The sequence below is a fragment of the Pseudomonas sp. RV120224-01b genome (assembly GCF_003208145.1).
Lineage (GTDB): Bacteria > Pseudomonadota > Gammaproteobacteria > Pseudomonadales > Pseudomonadaceae > Aquipseudomonas > Aquipseudomonas monteilii.
This window is the reverse complement of the sequence record NZ_QKMQ01000002.1, coordinates 1-21,973: the sequence shown is the minus strand read 5'-3', so window position 1 is coordinate 21,973 and position 21,973 is coordinate 1. Positions and strand designations below refer to the sequence as shown.

Genomic DNA, 21,973 nt, shown 5'->3' with positions numbered 1-21,973 from the left:
CCCATGAACCTCGTAAAACAAAGCCCACTGCTCGCACAGTGGGCTTCTTCGGTCAGCTATTAGTCACGCAGTTACTGAGGGGAGACTTCGGTCTTCGGCTTGCCGAAGTGCCATTCGTAGACCACGAATTTGAAGTCTTTCAGGTCGCCCTTCTCGTCGTACGACAGGGTGCCGGTCGGGGTCTTGAAGGAGCCGGCGTGGATGGCGGCGGCCACCTTGTCGGTGTCTTCGGACTTGGCGGCCTTGATGCCCTGGGCGATCAGCTCGACAGCCGAGTAGGCAGGGAACACGAACGGGCCGCTTGGGTCCTTGCCGTCAGCCTTGATGGCGTCGACGATCTTCTTGTTCTCCGGGTCGGCATCGAACGACTTCGGCAGGGTGACCAGCAGGCCTTCGGAGGCGCCTTGAGCGATCTGCGAGATGGAGTCGTTACCCACGCCTTCCGGGCCCATGAACTTGGCTTTCAGGCCCTTTTCCTGCGCCTGGCGCAGGATCAGGCCCAGCTCTGGGTGGTAGCCGCCGTAGTAGACGAAATCGACGTTGTTCTGCTTGAGCTTCTGGATGATCGAGGAGAAGTCCTTGTCGCCGGCGTTCAGGCCTTCGAACACGGCAACCTTGGTGCCTTTCTTCTCGAGGGTTTGCTTGACCGCGGTGGCGATGCCTTCACCGTACTGCTGCTTGTCGTGCAGTACTGCAACCACTTTCGGCTTGACGTGGTCGGCGATGTAGTTGCCGGCAGCCGGGCCCTGGGCGCTGTCCAGGCCGATGGTACGGAAGATCAGCTTGTAGCCACGGGCGGTGATTTCCGGCGAGGTGGCGGCCGGGGTAATCATGATCACGCCTTCGTCTTCGTAAATGTCGGACGCTGGCTGGGTGGAGCTGGAGCACAGGTGGCCGATGACGAACTTGACGCCGTCGTTGACCACTTTGTTGGCGACTGCCACGGCCTGTTTAGGGTCGCAGGCGTCGTCGTATTCCTTGGCTTCGAGCATCTTGCCATCGACGCCGCCCGCGGCGTTGATATCCTTGATGGCTTGCTTGGCGCCGATGAACTGCATGTCGCCGTACTGGGTCACAGGGCCGGTTTTAGGGCCAGCAATCCCGATCTTGATGGTATCGGCGGCAAACGAATGGCTGGCTACCCCGGCCAGTACCATTGCGGCGAACAGCTTGGAAATCTTGATCATAGTGCTCCACTCATTCTGTTGTAATTCTTATAGTCCTGGCGGCCAGGGCTACAGACCGGGCGGGATTTGCGGCGTGGCCATGCCAACGCGCAAGCCCACCTTCCCCCGGAACATGTCCCGGAACTGTACCGGTACAGTGTAGAGCGCTGTTCGAGCGCTTGAAAAGCGGTCGAAAAGTGCCTGTTTCCTGGGTTGTCGCTTGATCGACAGAAAGATACAGAAAGGCGCCATCAAACTGCCTGTATCTGTGACCCCACCCCACAACTTCGGGGTCAATCGACCAAATTACATATTTGAAACCGGGTTTTTCTGCAAAAATGCCGGCCTTTTTTATTGGCCGATTTTTGCGGATACCACCCATGACTGATCAAACAAGCACCCTCTATGCCAAATTGCTTGGCGAGACGGCAATCATTGAGTGGAAAGCACTGGAGCGTTTCTGGGCCAAGGGTGACCTGATTTGGGTCGACCCCAGCCTGGACCTGATCACCGTTGCCGAGGCGATGGCCGAGAATCGCAGCGAGATCTTCGCCAAGTGGCGTAGTGATGGCACTGTTGGGCCGGTGTCGGCCGAACAAGCGCTGGACCTGCAAAGCCGCGATCCAGAGATCTGGGCGGTAGTGGTGTCGCCGTTCATCGTGATTCAGGTGAAGGGCCCGGAAGTGGCGTGATCGTTTTTGGTGCGCAAAAATGCGCAGCAGCCCCTTATTGGTGCTTGAAAGCATTCAAGGCGGGTAGAGGGAAGTAACAATTCGGCGTGGCGGTAACAGTTTACGGGATGCGTAATGTGTCTACCCCTCTGCCAACCTGTAAAACAATTCGAATAGTCGGGAGTCATTGATGAGCACTGCACTACCTTCGCTTGGATTCGCCGGCATCGGCCTGATGGGCCTGCCCATGTGCCGACGCCTGTTGGCAGCGGGATACCCGCTGACCGTGTGGAACCGCAGCCCGGACAAGTGTGCGGCGCTGGTCGAGGCCGGTGCGCGCCTGGCCAACAGCCCTGCCGAACTGTGCCAGGGCAGCGACATGGTACTGCTATGCCTGGCCGATACGGCTGTGGTGCGCGAGGTAGTGTTCGGCGAACACGGCATTGCCCAGGGTGGACGCAGTGGCCAGTTGCTGATCGATTTCTCCAGCCTGGAGCCCACCGCCACCCGTGAAATGGCTGCCGAGCTGGCCGCACTGTGTGGCATGGCCTGGCTGGATGCCCCGGTGTCCGGCGGCACGCCCGGTGCCGAAGCCGGTACCCTGGCGATCATGGTCGGTGGCGAGGCGGTTGACCTTGAGCGTGCCCGGCCGGTGTTGCAGGTACTTGGCCAGCGGGTGACGCATATGGGGGCGGTGGGCGCAGGCCAGGTGACCAAGGCTTGTAACCAGATGATCGTGGCGTGCAACGCCTTGGTCATTGCCGAAGTCGTGGCGTTGGCCGAGCAGTCCGGGGTGGATGCGACGTTGATCGCCGAAGCGTTGGCCGGTGGCTTTGCTGACTCCAAGCCCCTGCAGATCCTGGCGCCGCAAATGGCCGAAAGCCGCTTCGAGCCGATCAAGTGGCATGTGCGCACGCTGCTCAAGGACCTTGATGGCGCAGTCAAATTCTCCCGCGAGCAGGGTTCGGCGACGCCGCTCAGTGGCCTCGCCGCGCAATTGATGCGCCTGCACGGTAGCCAGGGTTACCTGCAAAAAGATCCGGCGACCCTGGTAGAACTTTACCGTAACAAGGGTTGAGCACGCCTTCCTGACGCTGCAACCGCTCCAGCAGTGGTCGCAGCTCGGCCAGTGGTACCGGGCGACCCAGCAGGTAACCCTGCAGATAGTCGCAGCCGTGGGCTTTGAGGAACGCCTGTTGCTCCGCGGTCTCTACGCCCTCACTGACCACCTGCAAGTGCAGCGTGTGTGCCATGACGATGATCGCCTGGACGATTTCCCGATCTTTTTGGCTACCCGGCACATCCTGCAGGAACGTGCGGTCGATCTTCAGTACATCCAGCGGCAGGCGTTTGAGGTAGGCCAGAGACGAGTAACCGGTGCCGAAGTCGTCGATCGACAGCGCCACACCCAGGGCGCGAACGCGCTTGAGCAGGTTCACCGTGCGCTGGAGATCACCCATGAGGGCGTTCTCGGTCACTTCCAGCTCGAGTTGCCGGGCGCAGAGCCCGGCGTGAAACAGTGCTTTCTCCACTTCGTTGGGTAGCTCGTTATGGCTGAGGGTCACGGCCGAGCAGTTGACCGTGACCTTGAAGTCGCCGTAGCCATAGCGCTGCAGGTGGGCCAGATCGCTGCAGGCGTGGCGCAGTACCCACAGGTCGAGGTCGATGATCAGGCCGTTGGCTTCGGCAATGCCGATAAAGCGTTCGGGGCCGAGCAGGCCATGTTGCGGGTGCTGCCAGCGCACCAGGGCTTCCAGCTTGGCCAGTAGCCCGCTGCGCATGTCGAAGATGGGCTGGTAATGGACGCAAAGCCCGCGTTCTTCGAGCAGGGCCATGCGCAGTTCTTCTTCCAGTTGCAATGCCATGGTGGCCTGGGTCTTCAAGTTGTCGTTGAAGAAGTTCAGGCTGTTGCGCCCGTTGTCCTTTGACTGATACAGGGCCAGGTCGGCATGTTTGAGCAGCTCTTCGACGCTGGTGCCGTCGTCAGGGAAGATGCTGATACCGATGCTGGTGGTCATGACCATGCGCCGGCCACCCAGGTCGATGGGCTCTTTCATTCGTTGCATGATGCGCTGGGCCAGATGGCGGGCTTCGTCGCGGTTATTGAGGCTGGTGACGATGCAGAACTCGTCGCCCCCGAAGCGCGCGACCAGGTCCTGGCTGCGGGTGGCGGCCTTGATGTGGTTGGCGATCACCTTGAGCAGCTCGTCACCGGCGTCATGGCCGAGGCTGTCGTTGATGCGCTTGAAATGGTCGATGTCGAGGAACATCACTGCCAGGCGGCTTTCACTGGCCTGGTGTTCGGCCAGCCGCTCGGCAAACACCTGGTTGAAGCCACGGCGGTTGACCAGATTGGTGAGCGCATCGTAATGCGCCGCTTGTTGCAGCGAGGCGCGGGCCTGGTCCAGCTGGCTGAGTAGCACGCTGACCCGGCGCAGGTCGTGCTCTTTACTCTGCAACTTCTTGTCGGCCAATGCGGCACTGATACTGGCACCACTGATGAGCAGGGTGATGAAGCCGATGCCAAGCCCAAGTTGCAGGCTGTTGTCGCCAGAAGGCAGGCGCAGGGCGGTATCGGCCGGGATGACCAGCGTCATGGCCGACATCGCGGTGAAATGGGTAGCGACGATACCGGCCGCCATCAGCAGGCTGGCGCCGTACTTCATGGCCTGGTACAGGGTGCCGCTGCCATTACGGAAGTAACGGGCCAGGCACAACGCGGCCAGACTGGTGAGCAGGGCAATGGCGCCAGAGGCCAGCAGCAGGCCGGTCTGGTAATACTGCACGGCGCCGGTTTCCATGGCAGCCATGCCGACAAAGTGCATGAGAATGATGCCCAGGCCAATCAACACTGCGCTTTGCACAAAGTGATGCGTACGCATTTGTGTGCGTTCCAGGCTGTGCATGGCCAGCCAGGCTACGCCCAGGGCGATGAGCAGCGAAAGAATGGTCAGGGAAACGTCGTAGTGCACTTCCACCGGCGCCTGGAACGCCAGCATGCTGATGAAGTGCATGGCCCAGATGCCACCGGCCAGGCAGCACGCGCCGAGCATGTTCCATTGGCGGTGGGCAGTGGGTTCGGGGCTGTGGGATTGTCGCTCGGCCATGTCGAGCGTGGCGAAGCAGGCCGCGCAGGCAACGAAGTAGGCGAGCAGAACCAGGAACGGTTCATGGCGGCAATCAATGACGATACGCCCGGTTGCCGGCAAGTCGGCGAACAGTTGCAGCCCTAGCCACTCCATGGAATGCCTCTTGATCGAGTTTTCACTCGTCTGCGCTACAACCCTGTGCAGACTGTCCAGAGGCAGTATAGGAAGGAGTATTTAAGCCTTCCTGACTAATGGCACATTGATTCCAATGATTTGGTTATCAGTACGATCGCAGCCAGGAATAATAGAGTTTGGACTGTGCTACGGGGGGCTCGTGAGATCAGGGCTGCTGCGCAGCCCATCGCCAGCAAGCCAGCTCCCACAGGTACAAGGCAAAACTTGAGATCTGCTCTGTACCTGTGGGAGCTGGCTTGCCGTCGATGGGCCGCAAAGCGGCCCCAATAGCTCCGGGTTTTAGCCCGCTACCAGCACGCGAATGGCTTCCAGGCGCAGGGCGGCCTTTTCCAGCATTGCCAGGCCATCTTCACGCTGCTTGCGCAGGGCGTTGATTTCGCTGTCACGCACACTCGGGTTGACCGCTTGCAGTGCCACCAGGCGGGCCAGCTCTTCGTCGGCCTCTGCCGCCAGGCGGCGTTGGGCTTCGGCCACGCGCTCGATGTGGGTCGGCAAGATTTTTTCTTCACCACCACTGATACGCTTGGCCAGCACATCGCGCTGGGCCTGGACGAACTTGTTGGCGCTGGCGCGTGGCACGCTTTCGAGCTGGTCGTTGAGGGTTTCGAAGGCCACGCGCGATGCCAGGTCGTTGCCGTTGGCGTCGAGCAGGCAGCGCAGTGCCGCCGGCGGCAGGTAGCGGCCCAGTTGCAGGCTGCGCGGTGCCACCACTTCGCTGACGAACAGCAGTTCGAGTAGCACGGTGCCCGGTTTGAGCGCCTTGTTCTTGATCAGCGCCACGGCGGTGTTGCCCATCGAGCCGGACAGTACCAGGTCCATGCCGCCCTGCACCATTGGGTGTTCCCAGGTGAGGAACTGCATGTCCTCGCGCGAAAGCGCCTGGCCACGGTCGTAGGTGATGGTCACACCTTCGTCGTCGCCCAGCGGGAAGCTGGCGTCGAGCATCTTCTCGCTTGGCTTGAGGATCAGGGCATTCTCGGAATGGTCTTCGCTGTCGATGCCAAAGGCGTCGAACAGGGTTTCCATGTAGATCGGCAGGGCGAACTGGTCGTCCTGTTCAAGAATGGCCTCGACCAGCGCCTGGCCCTCGCCAGCGCCGCCAGAGTTGAGCTCCAGCAGGCGGTCGCGGCCAGTATGCAGTTCGGTTTCCAGGCGTTCGCGCTCGCTGCGGGCGTCGGCCACCAGCGTATCCCAGGCCTTGCTCTCGCCACCTTCGAGCAGCGGCAACAGGCGCGGGCCAAACTGGTGTTGCAGGGCGTTGCCGGTCGGGCAGGTGTTGAGGAAGGCGTTGAGGCCTTCGTGGTACCACTGGAACAGGCGCTCTTGCGGGCTGTCCTGCAGGTACGGGATGTGCAGCTGGATAGTGTGCTTCTGGCCGATCCGGTCCAGGCGGCCGATGCGCTGTTCGAGCAGGTCGGGGTGCGCTGGCAGGTCGAACATCACCAGATGGTGGGCGAACTGGAAGTTACGGCCTTCGCTGCCGATCTCGGAGCAGATCAGCACCTGCGCGCCGAATTCTTCATCGGCAAAGTAGGCGGCGGCACGGTCGCGTTCGAGAATGCTCATGCCTTCATGGAACACCGACGCCGGGATGCCGGAGCGCACGCGCAGGGCGTCTTCCAGGTCCATGGCGGTTTCGGCGTGGGCGCAGATCACCAGCACTTTGGTGCGCTTGAGCATCTTCAGGGTATCGATCAGCCAGTCGACGCGCGGATCGAAACGCCACCAGCGTTCGTCGTCGGCTACCTCACCCTGGGCCTGGAAGGCCACTTCCGGGTACAGCTCAGCGTGTTCGCCAGCCGGCAGGTCGCGGTATTGCTCGGGCGTGGCGAGCGGGTAGGGGTGCAACTGGCGCTCAGGGAAGCCCTGAATTGCGGCACGCGTGTTGCGGAACAGCACGCGGCCAGTGCCGTGGCGGTCAAGCAGTTCGCGAATCAGGCGCGCACTGGCCTGGGTATCGCCATCGTTGACCGCGGCCAGCAGGGCTTCGCCTTCGGCACCCAGGAAGCCCTGGATGGTGGCGTGCGCCTTGGGCGACAGGCGGCCCTCGTCGAGCAGTTCCTGTACAGCTTCGGCTACCGGGCGATAGTGCTCGCTCTCGGCACGGAAGGCGGCCAGGTCGTGGAAACGGTTGGGGTCGAGCAGGCGCAAGCGGGCAAAGTGGCTGTCCTGGCCAAGCTGCTCTGGGGTGGCGGTGAGCAGCAGCACGCCCGGGATCACCTGGGCCAGTTGCTCGACCAGGCCATATTCGGCGCTGACCTGATCTTCGTGCCAGACCAGGTGGTGCGCTTCGTCGACCACCATCAGGTCCCAGCCGGCAGCAAACAGCGCATCCTGGGCTTTTTCGTCGTCGACCAGCCACTCCAGGGCAACCAGCGCGAGCTGGGCGTCCTCGAACGGGTTGCTGGCGTCGCTCTCGATGAAACGTTCAGCGTCGAACAGGGCTACCTGCAGGTTGAAGCGGCGGCGCATTTCCACCAACCACTGGTGCTGGAGGTTTTCCGGTACCAGGATCAGTACGCGGCTGGCACGGCCCGACAGCAACTGGCGGTGAATCACCAGGCCAGCTTCGATGGTTTTGCCCAGGCCCACTTCGTCGGCCAGCAATACGCGCGGGGCGCTGCGGTCGGCGACTTCGCGGGCGATGTGCAATTGGTGGGCGATCGGTTGCGCGCGGCAGCCGCCCAGGCCCCACAGTGCCGACTGCATCTGCTTGCTGGTGTGCTGCAGGGTGTTGTAGCGCAGGCTGAACCACGACAGTGGGTCGATCTGCCCGGCGAACAGGCGGTCGCTGGCCAGGCGGAACTGGATGAAGTTAGACAGCTGGGTTTCTGGCAGGGTGCGCGGCTGGTTCTGCCCGTCCAGGCCGTGGTACACCATGAGCCCGTCGATGTCCTCGACCTCGCGCACGGTCAGCTTCCAGCCCTCGAAGTGGGTGATCTGGTCACCGGGCGAGAAACGCACGCGGGTCAACGGCGCATTGCGCAGGGAATACTGGCGGGTGTCGCCAGTGGCCGGGTAAAGCACGGTCAACAGGCGGCCATCCTGCGCCAGGATGGTACCCAGGCCGAGCTCGGCTTCGCTGTCGCTGATCCAGCGTTGCCCCGGTTGATACTGCTGCGCCATACTGCCTGAACTCCCGCGATGAAAAAGCCGATTATGTTAACGGATCGGCCGGTCAGACCAAAGTGCGAACGCACCGAAAGGTGCCGAACGACAACAGGAAGTAAGTCAGTCTAGCTGTTTCATCGCCTCGCACTGTGCAGCCGACGAGGGCACCGCTTCTATATGTCTGCCAAGCACCGCTGGATGAGCGCTTCCATGGCCGTGGGCAGCCTGCTGCTGCTGAGTGCCTGCGAGCAGAAGAATTTCGAGACCTTGCCCCCCATTCCGATGGAACAGCTTGAAGTGCTGGGCGTACAGACACCGATCAAGAGCGTGCACTACCGTGACCGCGACGGTGAAGGCCTGCTGGTACTGAGCCGCAGCGATGGCCAGGCCAGTGACCCGGAAAGCGAACAGGAAGTGGACAAGGTGGTACTCAAGGCCACCTTGTACGGGCGCACTGCCGAAAGCGATGCATTCAAGGCGCGTTGGCAGATCGAACAGGAAACCACCTGCCCGGGGCTGGACCTGGACGTGGACTTCTACACCGACGTCAGTGACGTGAGCGACTTGAACAAGGACGGTGTCGCCGAGGTGACGGTAGCCAGCCATGCCTTCTGTGGCGGCGGTATCGACCCGCACGACATCGCCATCGAGATGCGCGAAGGGCAGGCCAGCTACACCATTACCGGCCAGTCGCTGATCACTCCGGCGGGCGAGGAACCGGTCGGTGGCGAGCGCGAGGACAGTGCCTCGCTGAAAACCGCGCCGCAGGTATTGCGCGACCATATGGACGCGGTCTGGCAGGAGGTTTACAAGCGGCCCTGGAGCGAAGCCAGCCCGCCAGATGACGACGAGCCTGACGACGAAACCGAGTAAATGTTGTCCATGACATCAAGGTAAACCCGCACCTGCCGATACAGGGGCACAGGAGAACGTCCATGCTGCCGCCGATCATTCCGCTCAGTGCCGCCCCGGTGACCTCGCAACAGGACCCGGTCAAACCCACCCCCGACATCAAACCGGTGGTGCCGACGCAGCCTGCGTCCGGCGAAAGTGCCATCGACCTCAAGCACCAGCGTGACCCGCAAGAGCAGGCACTGTTGCTGCGCGATGAGCAGCGTCGCCAGCAGCAACGCAGGCAGAAGGGTGACCAGGAACGCTACAGTGCCATGCCCGGTGATGAGGTCAACGCCGACAACACCGTGCCGGTGGCCCCGTTGATGGGCGAACACGTACGTCAGGGGCTGCTGGTGGACATCGAAGTCTGACAGGGGGCTGGTCAGTACCTGCGGCTGGCCTCATCATGCAAGTCTCAGTTGATCGTCGAGCCCACCCATGAGCCAAGACAACCTCATCGATTTCGATGCCGAACGCGCCAAGCGCGTCCACGACCTCAAGGAAAAGCGCCTGAACGACATGCGCAACGCGTTCGAGCAGGCCCTGCCGTTGAACAGCAGCAAGAAAAAGAAACCCAAGAGCAAGCCGAAGAAGCGCTGAAATTTGACGCAGGTCAACCCTGCACCCGCCTCGCGTGCCCGGCCTCGGGCACCATTGATCCCGATCAATTTTCCCCCCCGCCACATTGGTTACCTTGCACCCATCGGACAACGGCAAACGAATGGGGAGGCCAGCATGTTCTTCGACAACGTGGTTATCGCCGGTGTGGTAACGGTCGGGTTGATGTTTGCCTTCTTTGCCGGTCTGGGCATTTTCATCTGGAAGGACTCGAACAAGCGCAAGCCGCGCTGACCTTCCGGGTACACGAGCACGCAAGGCATTTAGGGCGACTTCGGTCGCCCATTTTTTTTGCCTGGGATTTGTGCTTTGGCTGCACGTCGATAAAGATGATTAGCTAGCTAATTATTCATTTCCACTTTATCCTGCTCCCCATTGTCTATCTTTTCTACAAGACCATCCCCGCAAGGTCCGCTTCGTGCCCATTACCTTCCAGGCCCTGTTCGCCCCCAGCAGCCTCGCCCTCAAGTTCGCCATCAAGACCCTGCTCGGGGGTGGCCTGGCGTTGTGGCTGGCGATGCGGTGGGGCCTGGAGCAACCGGCATGGGCACTGATGACCGCTTTCATCGTCGCCCAGCCGCTGTCGGGCATGGTGGTGCAGAAGGGCCTGGCGCGGCTGGCGGGTACCTTGGTTGGCACTGTCATGTCGGTGCTGTTCATTGGCCTGTTTTCGCAGACCCCAGGTTTGTTTCTGCTCACCCTGGCCCTTTGGCTGGCCCTGTGCACCGCCGCCTCTACCCAGCTGCGTAGCGCCTGGGCCTATGCCTTCGTGCTGGCCGGCTACACCGCCGCCATCATCGCCTTGCCGGCCATCGACCACCCGCTGCAGGTGTTCGACCAGGCGGTGGCGCGCTGCACCGAGATCTGCCTGGGCATTTTCTGCGCCACCGCCAGCAGTGCCTTGCTCTGGCCCATGCGTGTGGAACAGCAACTGGGCGGGCAGGCCCGACAGGCCTGGCAGAACGGTCTGCAAGCCGCCAGTGCCATGCTGGGTGGCGAGGACGAGGCGCGCAAAGGCTTGCTGGAGAGCCTGGGGCGTATCGTGGCCATCGACAGCCAGCGCGAACATGCCTGGTTTGAAGGCAACCGTGGCCGGCAGCGTGCCCGTGCCATTCGTGGGCTCAGCCAGAAGCTGATGGTGCTGTTGCGCATCTCCCGTTCGGTGCGCCGTCAGTGGCGGCAACTGGATGAGCGGGAGGCTGAGCACCTGGCGCCCTGGTTGCACGACGTGCGCACACTGTTGGGCAAACCCGACAAGCCCGGCCTGTTGCTGTTGCGCCAACGTATCTGGGATGCCGCCCACGATGAGCAGATCAGTTCGGCGGAGCACTTCTGCCTGGCGCGCATGGCCCTGCTGCTGGATTACGCCATGGCTGCCGGCCAGGCGCTGGAGGATGTGGAAGCGGGCAGGGCGCCCAAGGATGTGTCCCAAGGCCTGGCCGCGCACCGCGACTGGTCGCTGGCCTTGCTGTTTGGTTCGCGCAGTGCGCTGGCCTTTCTGGTTATGAGCGGGTTCTGGCTGGCCACGGCCTGGCCTTCGGCGCCGGGTGGCCTGGTGCTGACCTGCGTAGTCTGTAGCCTGTTCGCCAGCCGTGAGAACGGCGCGCAGATTGGCTTGAGTTTTTTGCGCGGGATTTTCCTGGCCATACCTGCTGCGTTTCTGGTCGGGCAAATTGTGCTGCCGCAATGGAGCAGCTTCGCCATGCTGTGCCTTGCCATGGGTGTGCCGCTGTTTCTGGGTGCGCTGGGCATGGCCCACCCCCGTACCGGGGCCACGGCCACCTCCTATTGCCTGCACTTCATCGTGTTGGTGTCGCCGCTCAACGCCATGCAGTTCGGTGTGGCGTCCATGCTGAACAGTGCGTTGGCCATGTTGGTGGGGGTGTCTGCAGCGGTCATGGCCTTCCGTTTGCTGGTGTTCCGCCACCCGGCCTGGCTGGGCCGGCGACTGCGCGCAGCCACCCAGAGCGACCTGGTGCGCCTGACCCGGCGCGACCTGCGTGGGGCCGACAGCTGGTTTGGCGGGCGGATGGCTGACCGCCTGATGCAACTGGCGCGGCATGCCAGTGAATTACCGGAAGACGAGCGCAAGCGCTGGGACGACGGCCTGCATGGGCTGGACATTGGTGATGAGCTGGTACACCTGCGCATGTGCCTGGCGGTCGCCCAGGCCCCCTTGGGGCGTGCCGAGCGCGAGTACCTGCAACAGGTGGAGGCGGTACTGGCCAAAGGGCCTGCCGCCGGGCGAGGGCAGCGCCTGGACACCGCCAGTGAGCAATTCATCGCTGTCCTGCGCCGGCTGCCTGCCAGCGACCCGTTGCGGCTGGCTGAAGGTGCGGTGCTGCAACTGCAAAAAAGCTGGGGCAAGTGGTGCCGCTGGCAGGAGGAAGCCCATGGGGTTGCGTGAATGGGAAGTGGGCGGCGTGCTGCTCAGCCCGTTTCTGCTTTATGTGTTGCTGGCGCTGCTGCTCACCGGCCTGTTGCGCCTGGTGGTGCAGGCCACGCCGCTAGGGCGCTGGATCTGGCATGAGGCGCTGTTTGATGCAGCGCTGTTCGTTTGTGTGTTGTTCCTGGTGGTACGCCTGCTGGGGCCTTTATGAAGGAGTGTTTCGATGCGTGCGGCCGTACGTACCTTGGTGACGCTGTGTGTGGTGGCCTTGGCCGTGTTGGCCGGCTATCAGCTGTGGCAGTACTACATGCTTACCCCCTGGACCCGCGACGCCCGTGTGCGCGCCGATGTGGTGGTGATTGCGCCTGACGTGTCCGGCTGGGTACGCGGGCTCAAGGTCCATGACAACCAGCAGGTCAAGGCGGGCGACCTGTTGATGAGTATCGACCGCGAGCGCTTCCAGGCCGCGTTCGACCAGGCCAGCGCCGTGACCGAGACCCGCGCCCAGCAGTTGCGCCTGCGCGAACGCGAAGCCGCCCGGCGCACGGCCTTGGGGCCCGAGGCGATCAGTGCCGAGTTGCGTGAAAACGCCCAGATCAATGCGGCCATCGCCCGTGGCGAGTTGCACGAAGCCGAGGCGCAGTTGCAGGTGGCCAGGATCAACCTTGCGCGCAGTGAAGTGCGGGCGCCGCGCAGCGGGCATATCACCAACCTGCGTCTGGCCGAAGGCAACTATGTGAACACCGGGGAAGCGGTCATGGCCCTGGTGGATGATTCAACCTTCTATATCCAGGCGTACTTCGAGGAAACCAAGCTGCCACGTATTCGTGTGGGGGATACCGTGAAAGTCTGGCTGATGGGGGCGGGTGAGCCGATGCAAGGGCATGTGGAGAGCATCAGCCGCGGTATTACCGACCGCAACAGCAACCCGGACAGCCAACTGCTGCCGGAAGTGGAGCCTACCTTCAACTGGGTGCGCCTGGCCCAGCGCATACCGGTAAGGATCCGCCTGGACCAGGTGCCGGAAGGGGTGACCCTGAGTGCGGGGATGACGGCCAGTGTGCAGGTGCATGAGCAGTGAAAGGGGGGGCCACTGTGTGGCCCCAAACTGGCGGGCTCAGAGGAACATCCCGCCCGACACCTCCAGCCGCTGCCCGGTAATCCAGCCATTACCGTCTTCCAGCAACAGCGCAATGGCCGCCCCGATGTCATCTGGCAAGCCCACGCGCCCCAGCGCCGTGTTGCCAGCAATGAAGGCATTCACCTGCTGGTTATCCCGCACCACCCCGCCGCCAAAATCCGTCTCGATTGCCCCCGGTGCCAGAATGTTCACGCGAATGCCACGCGCACCCAGTTCTTTGGCCTGGTAGCGGGTCAGCACTTCCATTGCGCCCTTCATCGCGGCATAGGCGGCATACCCTGGCAGCGCAAAGCGCGCCAGACCGGTGGAAATGTTGATGATGCGGCCATTGTCGACCAGCAGTGGCAGCAGGCGCTGGGTGAGGAAGAACGGCCCTTTCAGTTGAATGTTCAGCAACTGGTCGAACTGCGCCTCGGTGGTATCCACGTACGGCACATTCAGCCCGATCCCGGCATTGTTTACCAGGAAGTCGAAACGCTCGCGGCCAAAGTGCTGCTGCAGGGTCACGCCCAAGCGCTCGGCGAAACTGGCAAAACTGCTGCTGTCGCTGACGTCCAGTTGAAGCATGGCGGCCTTGACCCCGGCCTGTTCCAGCCGTGCGACCACCGCGTGGGCTTTGTCCGCCTTGCTGTGGTAAGTGCCGATGACATCGATACCGCGTGCAGCCAGGTGTTCGGCAGCATTGCGGCCGAGGCCGCGGCTGGCGCCAGTGATCAGGGCAATTTTGCGGGTCATGGTGAAACCTCATGGTGGGTGGATGAGGACAGGTTATTGGTCGCTGCCTGGCTGTTAAATCCTGCAAAAACGGAAATACTGTTCGCAAAAACCGGATAGTCGAGGCCCGCAGTGAACAAGCTGGAGTTATTGCGCACCTTTGTGCGGGTGTGTGAGGTCAACAGTTTCACCTTGGCCGCCGAGCGCCTGGGGTTGCCACGGTCGACCGTGTCGGAGCAGGTGAGGGCGCTGGAACGCTTGCTGGGCACACAGTTGTTCAACCGCACCACCCGGCGTGTGCAGGCGACCCAGGATGGCGCTTTGTTGTACGAGCGTAGCAAGGACCTGCTATCGGGCATGGACGAGATCGAGAGCCTGTTCCGTGCCGATGATGCCGAGCTGGCCGGGCGACTGCGCATCGACCTGCCGACCATGATGGCCCGGCGGGTCATCATCCCGGCGCTGCCGATTTTCATGCAGCGTTTTCCGCAGCTGGAAGTGGAGCTTAGTTGCACCGACCGCCAGGTTGACCTGCTGCGCGAAGGGTTCGATTGCGTGATGCGTATTGGCGCCTTGCATGACCTGGACGTGGTGGCACGGCCGGTCGGGCAATTGAGCATGCGTAACTGTGCCAGCCCCGCCTACCTGGCCCGTTATGGCATGCCGCGTACCTTGCAAGACCTGGCCGGGCACCAGTTGGTGCATTACGTACGCACCTTGGGCGCACGCAGTGCCGGTTTCGAATACGTGCAAGGCGGTGAACTGCAGTACCAGGCCATGTCCGGTGGGGTCACGGTCAACAATGCCGAGGCCTATTCGGCGGCTTGCCTGGCCGGGCTGGGGCTGATCCAGGTGCCGGCGGTAGGTGTCGACGAATACCTGCGGCGAGGTGAGCTGGTTTCGGTGCTCGAAAACTGGCAGGCCCCGGCTATGCCTGTCTCTTTGTTGTATGCACGGCAGCGGCATGTGCCCCGCCGGGTCCAGGCCTTCATGCAGTGGCTGGCGGAGCTGTTGCGCTCTCAGGTCGATGCGGTAAACGGTGAGCGCTGAAAACCATGGCGCGTTCATGCGCACCTGCGTTAGGCTGCGGCTTGCGAGTTGCCCGGTAGAGGCGACCCATCCCCCGCCAGGCGTGCGTATCTTCCGATATAATTGCGAGGTTACGTCATGGCCATCACTTCCCAGGACATCTGCAACGCTGCCGACCAGCTCAAGGGCTTTGTCGGTTTTCATGGCAAGCGCGGTGTCCATATTGTGCGTTTTTCCGAGGATTCGTTCGGCATGGACGTGGTCGACGACAGCATTACCCCGTGCAACGAGTTTGTCTGGCGACCTGAGCAAGGGCAGCGCATGGCGTTGTGTCGTGAACGGCTGGCGCTGTTGCTGGAGCAGCATGTGGATGACCGCTTGAATATTGGTGAGCCGCTGCGTGCTTACCTGCGCCGCCAGGACCTGCCAGAGATCGTGGCCGAGCGCAGCCTGCAACAGCCCTGATGCCCCCTGCAGGAGCTGACTTGCCCGCGAAGAATCCGATGCGGTGCATGGCACCGGCGCTGCCGGTGTTCGCGGGTAAACCCGCGCCTACAGAGGCTGTGTGCTGCTTTGGGATGTTTGGTGCAACAACGCCTCCAGCCCGGCACTGTCTAGCGGTCGGCTCATGAAATAGCCCTGTACTTCGTGGCAGCGGTCCTTCTCCAATGCTTTGAGCTGTTGTTCGCTTTCGACGCCTTCGGCAGTCACCGTCAACCCCATCGCTTCGCCCAGGTTGATGATGGCCTGAACCACCGCGCGGTCGCTGCCGCCGTTGTTGTTCAGGCCACTGATGAAGCGCTTGTCTATCTTGATGCTGTCGAACGGGTAGGTACGCAGGTAGCCCAGCGATGAGTAACCCGTGCCGAAATCATCCATGTTCAGGCGCACGCCCAGCTCCTTGAGCGACAGCATGGTGCCCAGCGCGCCTTCGATGTCGTTGAGCATCACGTTCTCGGTAATTTCCAGCTCCAGGCGCTGGGCCGGGAAGGCGGTTTCCAGCAGGATTTCACGCACGTCAGCTACCACGTCGCTGCGCAGGAACTGCGCGGGCGACAGATTCACCGAAACCAGAATGTCGGCTGGCCAGTCATGGGCTGTGCGGCAAGCCTCGCGTAGCACCCAGCGGCCCAGTGCGACGATGATGTCGCTTTGCTCGGCCAGCGGGATGAACGTGTCCGGCCCCAGCAACCCTTCCTGCGGGTGCTGCCAGCGCAGCAAGGCTTCGACCGCTACGATGCGTCGGTCGCTGAGGCGGTAGCGCGGCTGATAATGCAGTTCGAACTCCTGGTTGCGCAGGGCCCGGCGCAGGTCGTTTTCCAACTGGCGGCGGTACTGGATCTGCTGGTTCATCTCGGCAGCGAAGTAACGCCAGGTATTCTTGCCATCGGCTTTGGCCTGGTACAGCGCAATGTCGGCGCAGCGGATCAATTCGCCCGCATCGAAACCCTGGGTGCGGGTTTGGGCGACGCCAATACTGGCACCGACATGCAGGGGTTGGCTGTCGAAGGTGATGGGTTGTTGCAGCAGGCTGATCAAGCGCGCGCAGAAGCGGTCGATTTCGTTGCGGTTGTCCATACCGCTTAGCACCAGGATGAACTCGTCGCCGCCCAGACGCGCTACCAGGTCACCGTCGCGGGTGGTATCGCGCAGCCGCGTCGCCACCTCTTGCAGCACGGCATCCCCGGCAGCATGGCCGAGCGAGTCGTTGATCGGTTTGAAGTTGTCGAGGTCCAGCAGCAGCAGGCTCAAGGGTGGCGAGTCGGTGCCACGCAGCAGGGCTTGCTCCAGGTGCCTGGCGAGCTTGTTGCGGTTGGCCAGGCCGGTCAGTGGGTCGTGCAACGACAGGTGCTGAATGCGCGCGTGGGCGTCGACTTCGTCGGTGATGTCGCTGGCGGTGCCGCGAAAACCGCTGGGCTTGTCGTCATACCAGATGGCGCGGGCCGAAATCCTGCAGTAGCGGTTTTGGCCATTCTGGTCGCGGTAGGTACAGCGCAAATTGGCCAACTGTTGTGGGTCGGCGCTGGTCAGGGCGTCCAGCCAAGGCGAGAGCGGGGTGGTATCGCAGGCCAGCAGCTGGTTGAGCGGTTGGCCCAGCCAGTCATCCACGGGGTAGCCGGTGACGTTGGCAAAGCGTTGCGACAGGTAGGTCAGGCGTTGTTGCCGGTCGGTTTCCCAGATCCAGTCGGATGCCGATTCGGCCACTGCGCGAAAACGCTGCTCGCTGGCTTCCAGCGCCTGGTTGCTCTGTTGCAGGTGAGTGAGTGTAAGGCCGATTGCCCGCGAGCTGCGCAAGGTGAGGCGGAACAGGTAGAGCATGATCAAGCCAAGCATCAGCAGCGCGCCTACCAGCGGCGGCAAGACGGCCCACAGCAGCTGGCGCCCCGGTAGCGGGCTGTTCCAGGCCAGGTGGTAGCCGGTATCGCCCAGTTCGATGCGCAAGTGGCCATGCTCACCCCTGTTGTCCTTGTCCACATGCATGCCGGTAAGGCCGGCACCGGTGCCCAGCCGCGTCAGCTTGTCTTCGGTGAGCTGGTCGATGAACAGCATCACCGGGGCCTGGCGTACCTCACTGTCGGTGACATCGCGATCCGGTCGCACAGCGGCGGCAGTCAGCACGGCCGGCCAGCCGTTGAACAGCACGTAACGGGTGGTCTGTTCCCGTGGTACGGCCGCGGCGCGGGCCTGGTCGATGATCGGCTGCAGGGGCGCGTCTATATAGGTGTTGGCGCCTGCCTGGCTGGGCTGTCCCTTGAATAGTGCGTAGGTGGTGCGGCTGTCCTCTACAACGAACACCCCTTCGTAGCCGCTGGCGCTGTACAGCGACTCGCCTACGTTCTTTTCTTCAAAGGCCCACTTCCAGTCTACCTGGCCCGCCAGGTGTTCGAAGGCAGCATCCCACACGGCATAGCTGGACAAGAACTGGCGCGAGGCGATCAGTCGCTGCTCCAGGGCCTGGTTCGCATGGAAGGCGCTACGCTGACGCTCCTGGTGATCAAGGGTGGCGGCGATGTTGAACAGTGCGCCCAGCGTAACCAGGCAGGCCAGGCCGAAAACTGCACTGAAACCGGCAATCAGGCGGCGCACCTGAAAGCGCGGTGTGGGGCTGGCGGGGTGGAGTTTGGCAGTCCTGGCCATGCGTGAGCGGCTCCTTCAAGCAGCCTCCCGCCAGGCAGTCAGGAAGGAGGTTCAATCAGGATAGGCCAGCTTGAGCGTAGAAGCCTCGCCACGGGCAAAATTGACCTGGTCGCGGCCTGCGTGCTTGGCGGTGTAAAGCGCCTTGTCTGCCTGGTCGAGCCAGTGCTCGGGTGACTCCAGGGTGGCTTCGAAGGGTGACAGGCCGATGCTCAGGCTGATGCGCAGGTGCGGCAACTGTGGGTTGCGGTAGTTGGCGACCCGTTCGCGCAGGCGCTCCATGGCCTGGCAAGCCTGGGCCTCACTGGTGTCTGGCAGCATCACACAAAACTCGTCGCCGCCATAACGCCCGGCCTGGTCGCCTTCGCGCAGATTACGGCGCAGCTCTGCGCTCAGCTGGCGCAGCACACAGTCGCCGACCACGTGGCCGAAGGTATCGTTGATGGTCTTGAAATGGTCGATGTCGATCAGGGCGATGACCGCGTGCCCCTGCTGTTGTTTACAGCCCTGGAACTTCAGCAGTAGCAGGTCTTTCCACGCGCCATGGTTGAGCAGCCCGGTCAGGCTGTCGGTGAGGCTCAGGGCGCTCAGCCGGCGCTTGTGGTCAGCCAGTTTGATCGCCAACTGGTAGCACACCCAGCCCAGGGCCAGCGGGTACAGCGTCAGCATTGGCAGGCAGGCGTACACCTGCAGGGGGGTGGCGGTCAGCTGCAGGCCGGGGCCAAGCAGCAGGATGGAGACAAGCATGCCGGCCAACTGGGCCAGCAGCCCACGAACGACCATGCGCTTGCCGCCGGCTGCGACGTTGTTCATGGTCATCATGGAAAGGACCGTCACGCTGGGGAGCGGATTGAAATGCATGGCGGCAGTCCAGAACCCGCCCATCAGCGAGTCCAGCAGCAGGTTGCGCTGTTCTGCCTGGTAGGGCATCGCCGAGCGGCTTGCCCACAGGTAGGCCATGTGCGGCCACAGCAACCCGTTGAACAGCACCAGCAGCCATGCCCAGGTGGGGGGAGACAGCGGCGCAATGGCCGCCATGACACTGAACAGACCGATGCCCAGGCCGATGACACGCGGCAGATAGATGCGCTTGACGAATGAAAGGCCTTTGCCGCTGCGGTTGTCCATCGTGTTCATCGCTATTCTACCGGGGTACCGTTTATCGCATAACGCGCATGAATATTGTTGAACAGTGTTTCATCGGCGAAAAATGACCTTACAAGCCAATTCACGGTTGATCTGATCACTGTGGGGTAGCATGAAGGCTTTCCTGTTGCTCGGAGTGTTGCTGATGATCCCTTTGGCCAACGCAGCCGGCGAGCCGGCACCACAGCGGGATGGGCGTTTTCACAATCAGGCATCGTTGCCGCAGGATGGGGTGCTGAAAAAGCTGCGCATCGGGCTCAAGTACCTGTTCGTGCGCAAGCCCCCGAAAACCCGGCCGGCCACCCCGATCAGCCTCCAGCCCATGACCCGCGAGCAGGTGCTCGACGCCCCTGATCACAGCGTGTGGCGCCTGGGCCATTCCACAGTATTGCTCAAGCTGCGCGGGCGCTTCTTTATTACCGACCCGGTGTTCGCCGAGCGCGCCTCGCCGGTGCAGTGGGCGGGGCCGCTGCGCTTCCATGCGCCACCGCTGGCGCTGGACCAGTTGCCGCCACTGGCTGCGGTGGTACTGTCGCACGATCATTTCGACCACCTCGACGAGCAGGCGATTCGCCAGTTGGCGCCACGCACCGGGGTATTCCTGGCCCCACTGGGCGTGGGCGACCTGCTTATGAGCTGGGGCGTGGCGCCGGCGAAGGTGCGCCAACTGGACTGGTGGCAGGAAAGCGAGGTGGAGGGCGTGCGCTTTGTCGCCACCCCGGCACAGCACTTTTCCGGGCGCGGGCTGCTGGACAGCAACCGGACGCTGTGGGCGTCCTGGGTGATCATCGATGACGATGTGCGGGTTTTCTTCAGTGGCGATACCGGGTACTTCGACGGTTTCAAGCAGATAGGCGAGCGTTTCGGGCCGTTCGACCTGACCTTGATCGAAACCGGCGCCTACAACGTCGCCTGGCCCAACGTACACATGCAGCCGGAGCAGAGCCTGCAGGCCCACCTGGATTTGCGCGGGCGCTGGATGCTGCCGATTCACAACGGTACGTTCGACCTGTCTACCCACGGCTGGCAGGAGCCTTTCGAGCGCATACTGACGCTGGCCAACCAGGCCCAGGTGCGCTTGAGCACGCCGCAGATGGGCGAACGGGTCAGCCTTGACTCACCGCATGCCGGGCAGAACTGGTGGCAGCCACGGCCTGTGCGTCAGCGGGGCCACGCCAAAGAGCGCACAATGGCGGCACGCTGAGATTCAGTTGTTGTCATTCTTGCTGCGCCGGTGCGGGGCTTGGTCGTCTTTCAGCAGTTGCGAGGGCGGCTTGCCACTGTCGCTGCGTACCTGGGCATGGCTGATCAGGGCGAAGATGAAGCTGCCACCAATAATGTTGCCTGTCAGGGTCGGCAAGGCGAATTCCAGCCAGAAGCTGCGCCAGGTTTCTTCGCCGGCCCACACCAGATAGGACACTTCGACGGAACCCACCACTATATGGGTGAAGTCGCCGAGGGCCATCAGGTAGGTGATCATCAGGATGATCCAGACCTTGGCGTGCTCCATGGACGGGATCATCCAGACCATGGTGGCGATCATCCAGCCCGACACGATGCCTTTGGCGAACATCTGGCTCAGGTCGTTCTTCATGACCTTGCGGCCAACCTCCAGAAAAGCCACGTCCGTCTTGCTGTCGAATATCGGCAGCTCCAGCATGACCCAGGCCACTAGGAGGGTGCCGGCCAGGTTGCCGAGCAACACCACACCCCACAGGCGCAGCAGGCGACCGAAGTTGGCCAGGGTGGGGGAGGTCATGACGGGCAGCACGGCGGTGAGGGTGTTCTCGGTAAACAGTTGCTGGCGTGCCAGGATCACGGCGAGGAAGCCGGCGCTGTAGCCGATGCTGGCGACCACCTGGGCACTCTCTCCTTCCGGCAGGCGTGCGTAGAACAGCCCCATGGCCATCAGCGACAGCCCCATGGACAGGCCGGCGGCCAGTGCCGACCACCACAACGCGGCGAGGGTACGTTCCAGTTCCTGATCGCCCTGGTAGCGGATCATCTCGTGCAGCACTGCCGCCCGCGGTGGCTGGTTGTGGCTGACCTCCTGCTCTTCATCTGCAGACAGGCCCGGGGTTTTCTCGCTTTGCGCATCGCTCATGGCCGCTACGCTCCGTGGGGGTGTTTCTCTACAGATCCGTGGCGCTTTCATTAGTTGCCAGGTGGGGGTAAAACACACGCGGAAAGTTTTTTCAGATCAAGGTGTTGACTCTGATTTCAAAGCGCGTATTATTCGCCTCCTCGCAGCGATGAACGCTTCGGGGCAAGCGGTAAGTGTTTGAAGTTGTTGGCTTTCGAAAGAAAGCGGTAGTAAAAAACTTCAAAATAAACGCTTGACAGCAAATGAGGAAAGCGTAGAATGCGCGCCTCGGTTGAGACGAAAAGCTCTTAACCAAACGCTCTTTAACAAATCGAATCAAGCAATTCGTGTGGGTGCTTGTGAGTACGGACTGATAGTCAAAAAGATTATCAGCATCACAAGTGGCCATGCGAGAAATCACATAGTCATTTGAGATTGTTGAGCCAAGTTTAGGGTTTCTTAAAAACCCAAGCAGTATTGAACTGAAGAGTTTGATCATGGCTCAGATTGAACGCTGGCGGCAGGCCTAACACATGCAAGTCGAGCGGATGACGGGAGCTTGCTCCTTGATTCAGCGGCGGACGGGTGAGTA

Annotated in this window: 19 protein-coding genes and 1 rRNA gene; 13 read left to right on the top strand and 7 right to left on the bottom strand. The window is 62.2% G+C overall.

From position 1 onward, the window contains the following. Positions 1 to 71 precede the first annotated feature (71 nt). Positions 72 to 1,187, bottom strand: a complete 1,116-nt coding sequence (locus N436_RS03295; RefSeq protein ID WP_105945871.1) for a branched-chain amino acid ABC transporter substrate-binding protein — start codon at positions 1,185 to 1,187, stop codon at positions 72 to 74. Positions 1,188 to 1,546: 359 nt separating this feature from the next. Here N436_RS03295 and N436_RS03285 point away from each other — a divergent pair, with 359 nt between their 5' ends. Together N436_RS03285 and N436_RS03280 are read left to right on the top strand one after the other, a co-directional pair. After that, positions 1,547 to 1,858 carry a DUF2288 domain-containing protein gene (locus tag N436_RS03285; RefSeq protein ID WP_016713799.1) on the top strand — a complete coding sequence of 104 codons (312 nt, stop codon included), beginning with the start codon at positions 1,547 to 1,549 and terminating at the stop codon, positions 1,856 to 1,858. Positions 1,859 to 2,027: 169 nt separating this feature from the next. Beyond that, positions 2,028 to 2,915, top strand: coding sequence for an NAD(P)-dependent oxidoreductase (locus tag N436_RS03280; protein ID WP_110740429.1), 888 nt, complete (start codon positions 2,028 to 2,030; stop codon positions 2,913 to 2,915). Here the strand turns inward: N436_RS03280 and N436_RS03275 are convergent. Together N436_RS03275 and rapA are read right to left on the bottom strand one after the other, a co-directional pair. Beyond that, entirely contained in the window at positions 2,815 to 5,079 is a 2,265-nt protein-coding gene (locus N436_RS03275; RefSeq protein ID WP_110740428.1) for a bifunctional diguanylate cyclase/phosphodiesterase, read from the bottom strand. The genes N436_RS03280 and N436_RS03275 overlap by 101 nt on opposite strands. Positions 5,080 to 5,400: 321 nt before the next feature. Next, entirely contained in the window at positions 5,401 to 8,247 is a 2,847-nt protein-coding gene (gene rapA / locus N436_RS03270) for an RNA polymerase-associated protein RapA (protein WP_110740427.1), read from the bottom strand. 162 nt (positions 8,248 to 8,409) lie between these two features. On the opposite strand from rapA, the gene N436_RS03265 reads away from it, so the two are divergent. From N436_RS03265 to N436_RS03245, 7 genes are all read left to right on the top strand, one after another. After that, on the top strand, positions 8,410 to 9,105 hold the full coding sequence (locus N436_RS03265) for a M949_RS01915 family surface polysaccharide biosynthesis protein (RefSeq protein ID WP_110740426.1): 696 nt from the start codon (positions 8,410 to 8,412) through the stop codon (positions 9,103 to 9,105). A 62-nt stretch (positions 9,106 to 9,167) separates the two neighbouring features. Then, the gene (locus N436_RS03260; protein WP_016713804.1) at positions 9,168 to 9,497 is read left to right on the top strand and encodes a hypothetical protein; all 330 of its coding nucleotides are present in this window, start codon (positions 9,168 to 9,170) and stop codon (positions 9,495 to 9,497) included. Positions 9,498 to 9,564: 67 nt separating this feature from the next. Next, complete coding sequence (locus N436_RS28520; protein WP_016713805.1) at positions 9,565 to 9,726, top strand: hypothetical protein; 162 nt, start codon at positions 9,565 to 9,567, stop codon at positions 9,724 to 9,726. Between the two features lie 135 nt (positions 9,727 to 9,861). Further along, positions 9,862 to 9,978 carry a cytochrome c oxidase subunit CcoM gene (gene ccoM / locus N436_RS28845; RefSeq protein ID WP_008097462.1) on the top strand — a complete coding sequence of 39 codons (117 nt, stop codon included), beginning with the start codon at positions 9,862 to 9,864 and terminating at the stop codon, positions 9,976 to 9,978. A 184-nt stretch (positions 9,979 to 10,162) separates the two neighbouring features. Continuing rightward, on the top strand, positions 10,163 to 12,151 hold the full coding sequence (locus N436_RS03255) for an FUSC family protein (protein WP_110740425.1): 1,989 nt from the start codon (positions 10,163 to 10,165) through the stop codon (positions 12,149 to 12,151). Continuing rightward, positions 12,138 to 12,344: a DUF1656 domain-containing protein gene (locus N436_RS03250; protein WP_016713807.1), complete on the top strand. Its 207-nt coding sequence runs from the start codon at positions 12,138 to 12,140 to the stop codon at positions 12,342 to 12,344. The genes N436_RS03255 and N436_RS03250 overlap by 14 nt, the downstream gene beginning before the upstream one ends. Positions 12,345 to 12,356: 12 nt before the next feature. Beyond that, a complete protein-coding gene (locus tag N436_RS03245; RefSeq protein ID WP_110740424.1) occupies positions 12,357 to 13,214 on the top strand; it encodes an HlyD family secretion protein in 858 nt (285 codons plus the stop codon). Positions 13,215 to 13,250: 36 nt separating this feature from the next. Here the strand turns inward: N436_RS03245 and N436_RS03240 are convergent, their stop codons facing one another. Further along, the gene (locus N436_RS03240) at positions 13,251 to 14,009 is read right to left on the bottom strand and encodes an SDR family NAD(P)-dependent oxidoreductase (protein WP_110740423.1); all 759 of its coding nucleotides are present in this window, start codon (positions 14,007 to 14,009) and stop codon (positions 13,251 to 13,253) included. 111 nt (positions 14,010 to 14,120) lie between these two features. Between N436_RS03240 and N436_RS03235 the strand changes: the two genes are divergently transcribed. Together N436_RS03235 and N436_RS03230 are read left to right on the top strand one after the other, a co-directional pair. Then, positions 14,121 to 15,038 (top strand): LysR family transcriptional regulator, encoded by a 918-nt coding sequence (locus N436_RS03235; RefSeq protein WP_110740422.1) that lies wholly within the window; start codon positions 14,121 to 14,123, stop codon positions 15,036 to 15,038. Between the two features lie 117 nt (positions 15,039 to 15,155). After that, positions 15,156 to 15,482 (top strand): DUF2025 family protein, encoded by a 327-nt coding sequence (locus N436_RS03230; RefSeq protein ID WP_110740421.1) that lies wholly within the window; start codon positions 15,156 to 15,158, stop codon positions 15,480 to 15,482. Positions 15,483 to 15,569: 87 nt separating this feature from the next. Here the strand turns inward: N436_RS03230 and N436_RS03225 are convergent, their stop codons facing one another. Then, on the bottom strand, positions 15,570 to 18,155 hold the full coding sequence (locus N436_RS03225) for an EAL domain-containing protein (protein ID WP_110740420.1): 2,586 nt from the start codon (positions 18,153 to 18,155) through the stop codon (positions 15,570 to 15,572). A gap of 51 nt (positions 18,156 to 18,206) precedes the next feature. After that, positions 18,207 to 19,280, bottom strand: a complete 1,074-nt coding sequence (locus tag N436_RS03220; RefSeq protein ID WP_110740624.1) for a diguanylate cyclase — start codon at positions 19,278 to 19,280, stop codon at positions 18,207 to 18,209. A gap of 130 nt (positions 19,281 to 19,410) precedes the next feature. Here N436_RS03220 and N436_RS03215 point away from each other — a divergent pair, with 130 nt between their 5' ends. Continuing rightward, complete coding sequence (locus tag N436_RS03215; RefSeq protein WP_110740419.1) at positions 19,411 to 20,502, top strand: MBL fold metallo-hydrolase; 1,092 nt, start codon at positions 19,411 to 19,413, stop codon at positions 20,500 to 20,502. A 3-nt stretch (positions 20,503 to 20,505) separates the two neighbouring features. Here N436_RS03215 and N436_RS03210 read toward each other — a convergent pair whose 3' ends face one another. After that, the gene (locus N436_RS03210; RefSeq protein ID WP_110740418.1) at positions 20,506 to 21,402 is read right to left on the bottom strand and encodes a formate/nitrite transporter family protein; all 897 of its coding nucleotides are present in this window, start codon (positions 21,400 to 21,402) and stop codon (positions 20,506 to 20,508) included. 458 nt (positions 21,403 to 21,860) lie between these two features. Between N436_RS03210 and N436_RS03200 the strand changes: the two genes are divergently transcribed. Then, a 16S ribosomal RNA gene (locus N436_RS03200) occupies positions 21,861 to 21,973 on the top strand; the annotation flags it as partial.

Bases quoted from the DNA above. Each gene is read 5' to 3' on its own strand.
- N436_RS03295 (WP_105945871.1), bottom strand. From the start codon at position 1,187: ATGATCAAGATTTCCAAGCTGTTCGCCGCAATGGTACTGGCCGGGGTA.
- N436_RS03285 (WP_016713799.1), top strand. From the start codon at position 1,547: ATGACTGATCAAACAAGCACCCTCTATGCCAAATTGCTTGGCGAGACG.
- N436_RS03280 (WP_110740429.1), top strand. From the start codon at position 2,028: ATGAGCACTGCACTACCTTCGCTTGGATTCGCCGGCATCGGCCTGATG.
- N436_RS03275 (WP_110740428.1), bottom strand. From the start codon at position 5,079: ATGGAGTGGCTAGGGCTGCAACTGTTCGCCGACTTGCCGGCAACCGGG.
- rapA (WP_110740427.1), bottom strand. From the start codon at position 8,247: ATGGCGCAGCAGTATCAACCGGGGCAACGCTGGATCAGCGACAGCGAA.
- N436_RS03265 (WP_110740426.1), top strand. From the start codon at position 8,410: ATGTCTGCCAAGCACCGCTGGATGAGCGCTTCCATGGCCGTGGGCAGC.
- N436_RS03260 (WP_016713804.1), top strand. From the start codon at position 9,168: ATGCTGCCGCCGATCATTCCGCTCAGTGCCGCCCCGGTGACCTCGCAA.
- N436_RS28520 (WP_016713805.1), top strand. From the start codon at position 9,565: ATGAGCCAAGACAACCTCATCGATTTCGATGCCGAACGCGCCAAGCGC.
- ccoM (WP_008097462.1), top strand. From the start codon at position 9,862: ATGTTCTTCGACAACGTGGTTATCGCCGGTGTGGTAACGGTCGGGTTG.
- N436_RS03250 (WP_016713807.1), top strand. From the start codon at position 12,138: ATGGGGTTGCGTGAATGGGAAGTGGGCGGCGTGCTGCTCAGCCCGTTT.
- N436_RS03245 (WP_110740424.1), top strand. From the start codon at position 12,357: ATGCGTGCGGCCGTACGTACCTTGGTGACGCTGTGTGTGGTGGCCTTG.
- N436_RS03240 (WP_110740423.1), bottom strand. From the start codon at position 14,009: ATGACCCGCAAAATTGCCCTGATCACTGGCGCCAGCCGCGGCCTCGGC.
- N436_RS03230 (WP_110740421.1), top strand. From the start codon at position 15,156: ATGGCCATCACTTCCCAGGACATCTGCAACGCTGCCGACCAGCTCAAG.
- N436_RS03225 (WP_110740420.1), bottom strand. From the start codon at position 18,155: ATGGCCAGGACTGCCAAACTCCACCCCGCCAGCCCCACACCGCGCTTT.
- N436_RS03220 (WP_110740624.1), bottom strand. From the start codon at position 19,280: ATGGACAACCGCAGCGGCAAAGGCCTTTCATTCGTCAAGCGCATCTAT.
- N436_RS03215 (WP_110740419.1), top strand. From the start codon at position 19,411: ATGAAGGCTTTCCTGTTGCTCGGAGTGTTGCTGATGATCCCTTTGGCC.
- N436_RS03210 (WP_110740418.1), bottom strand. From the start codon at position 21,402: ATGAGCGATGCGCAAAGCGAGAAAACCCCGGGCCTGTCTGCAGATGAA.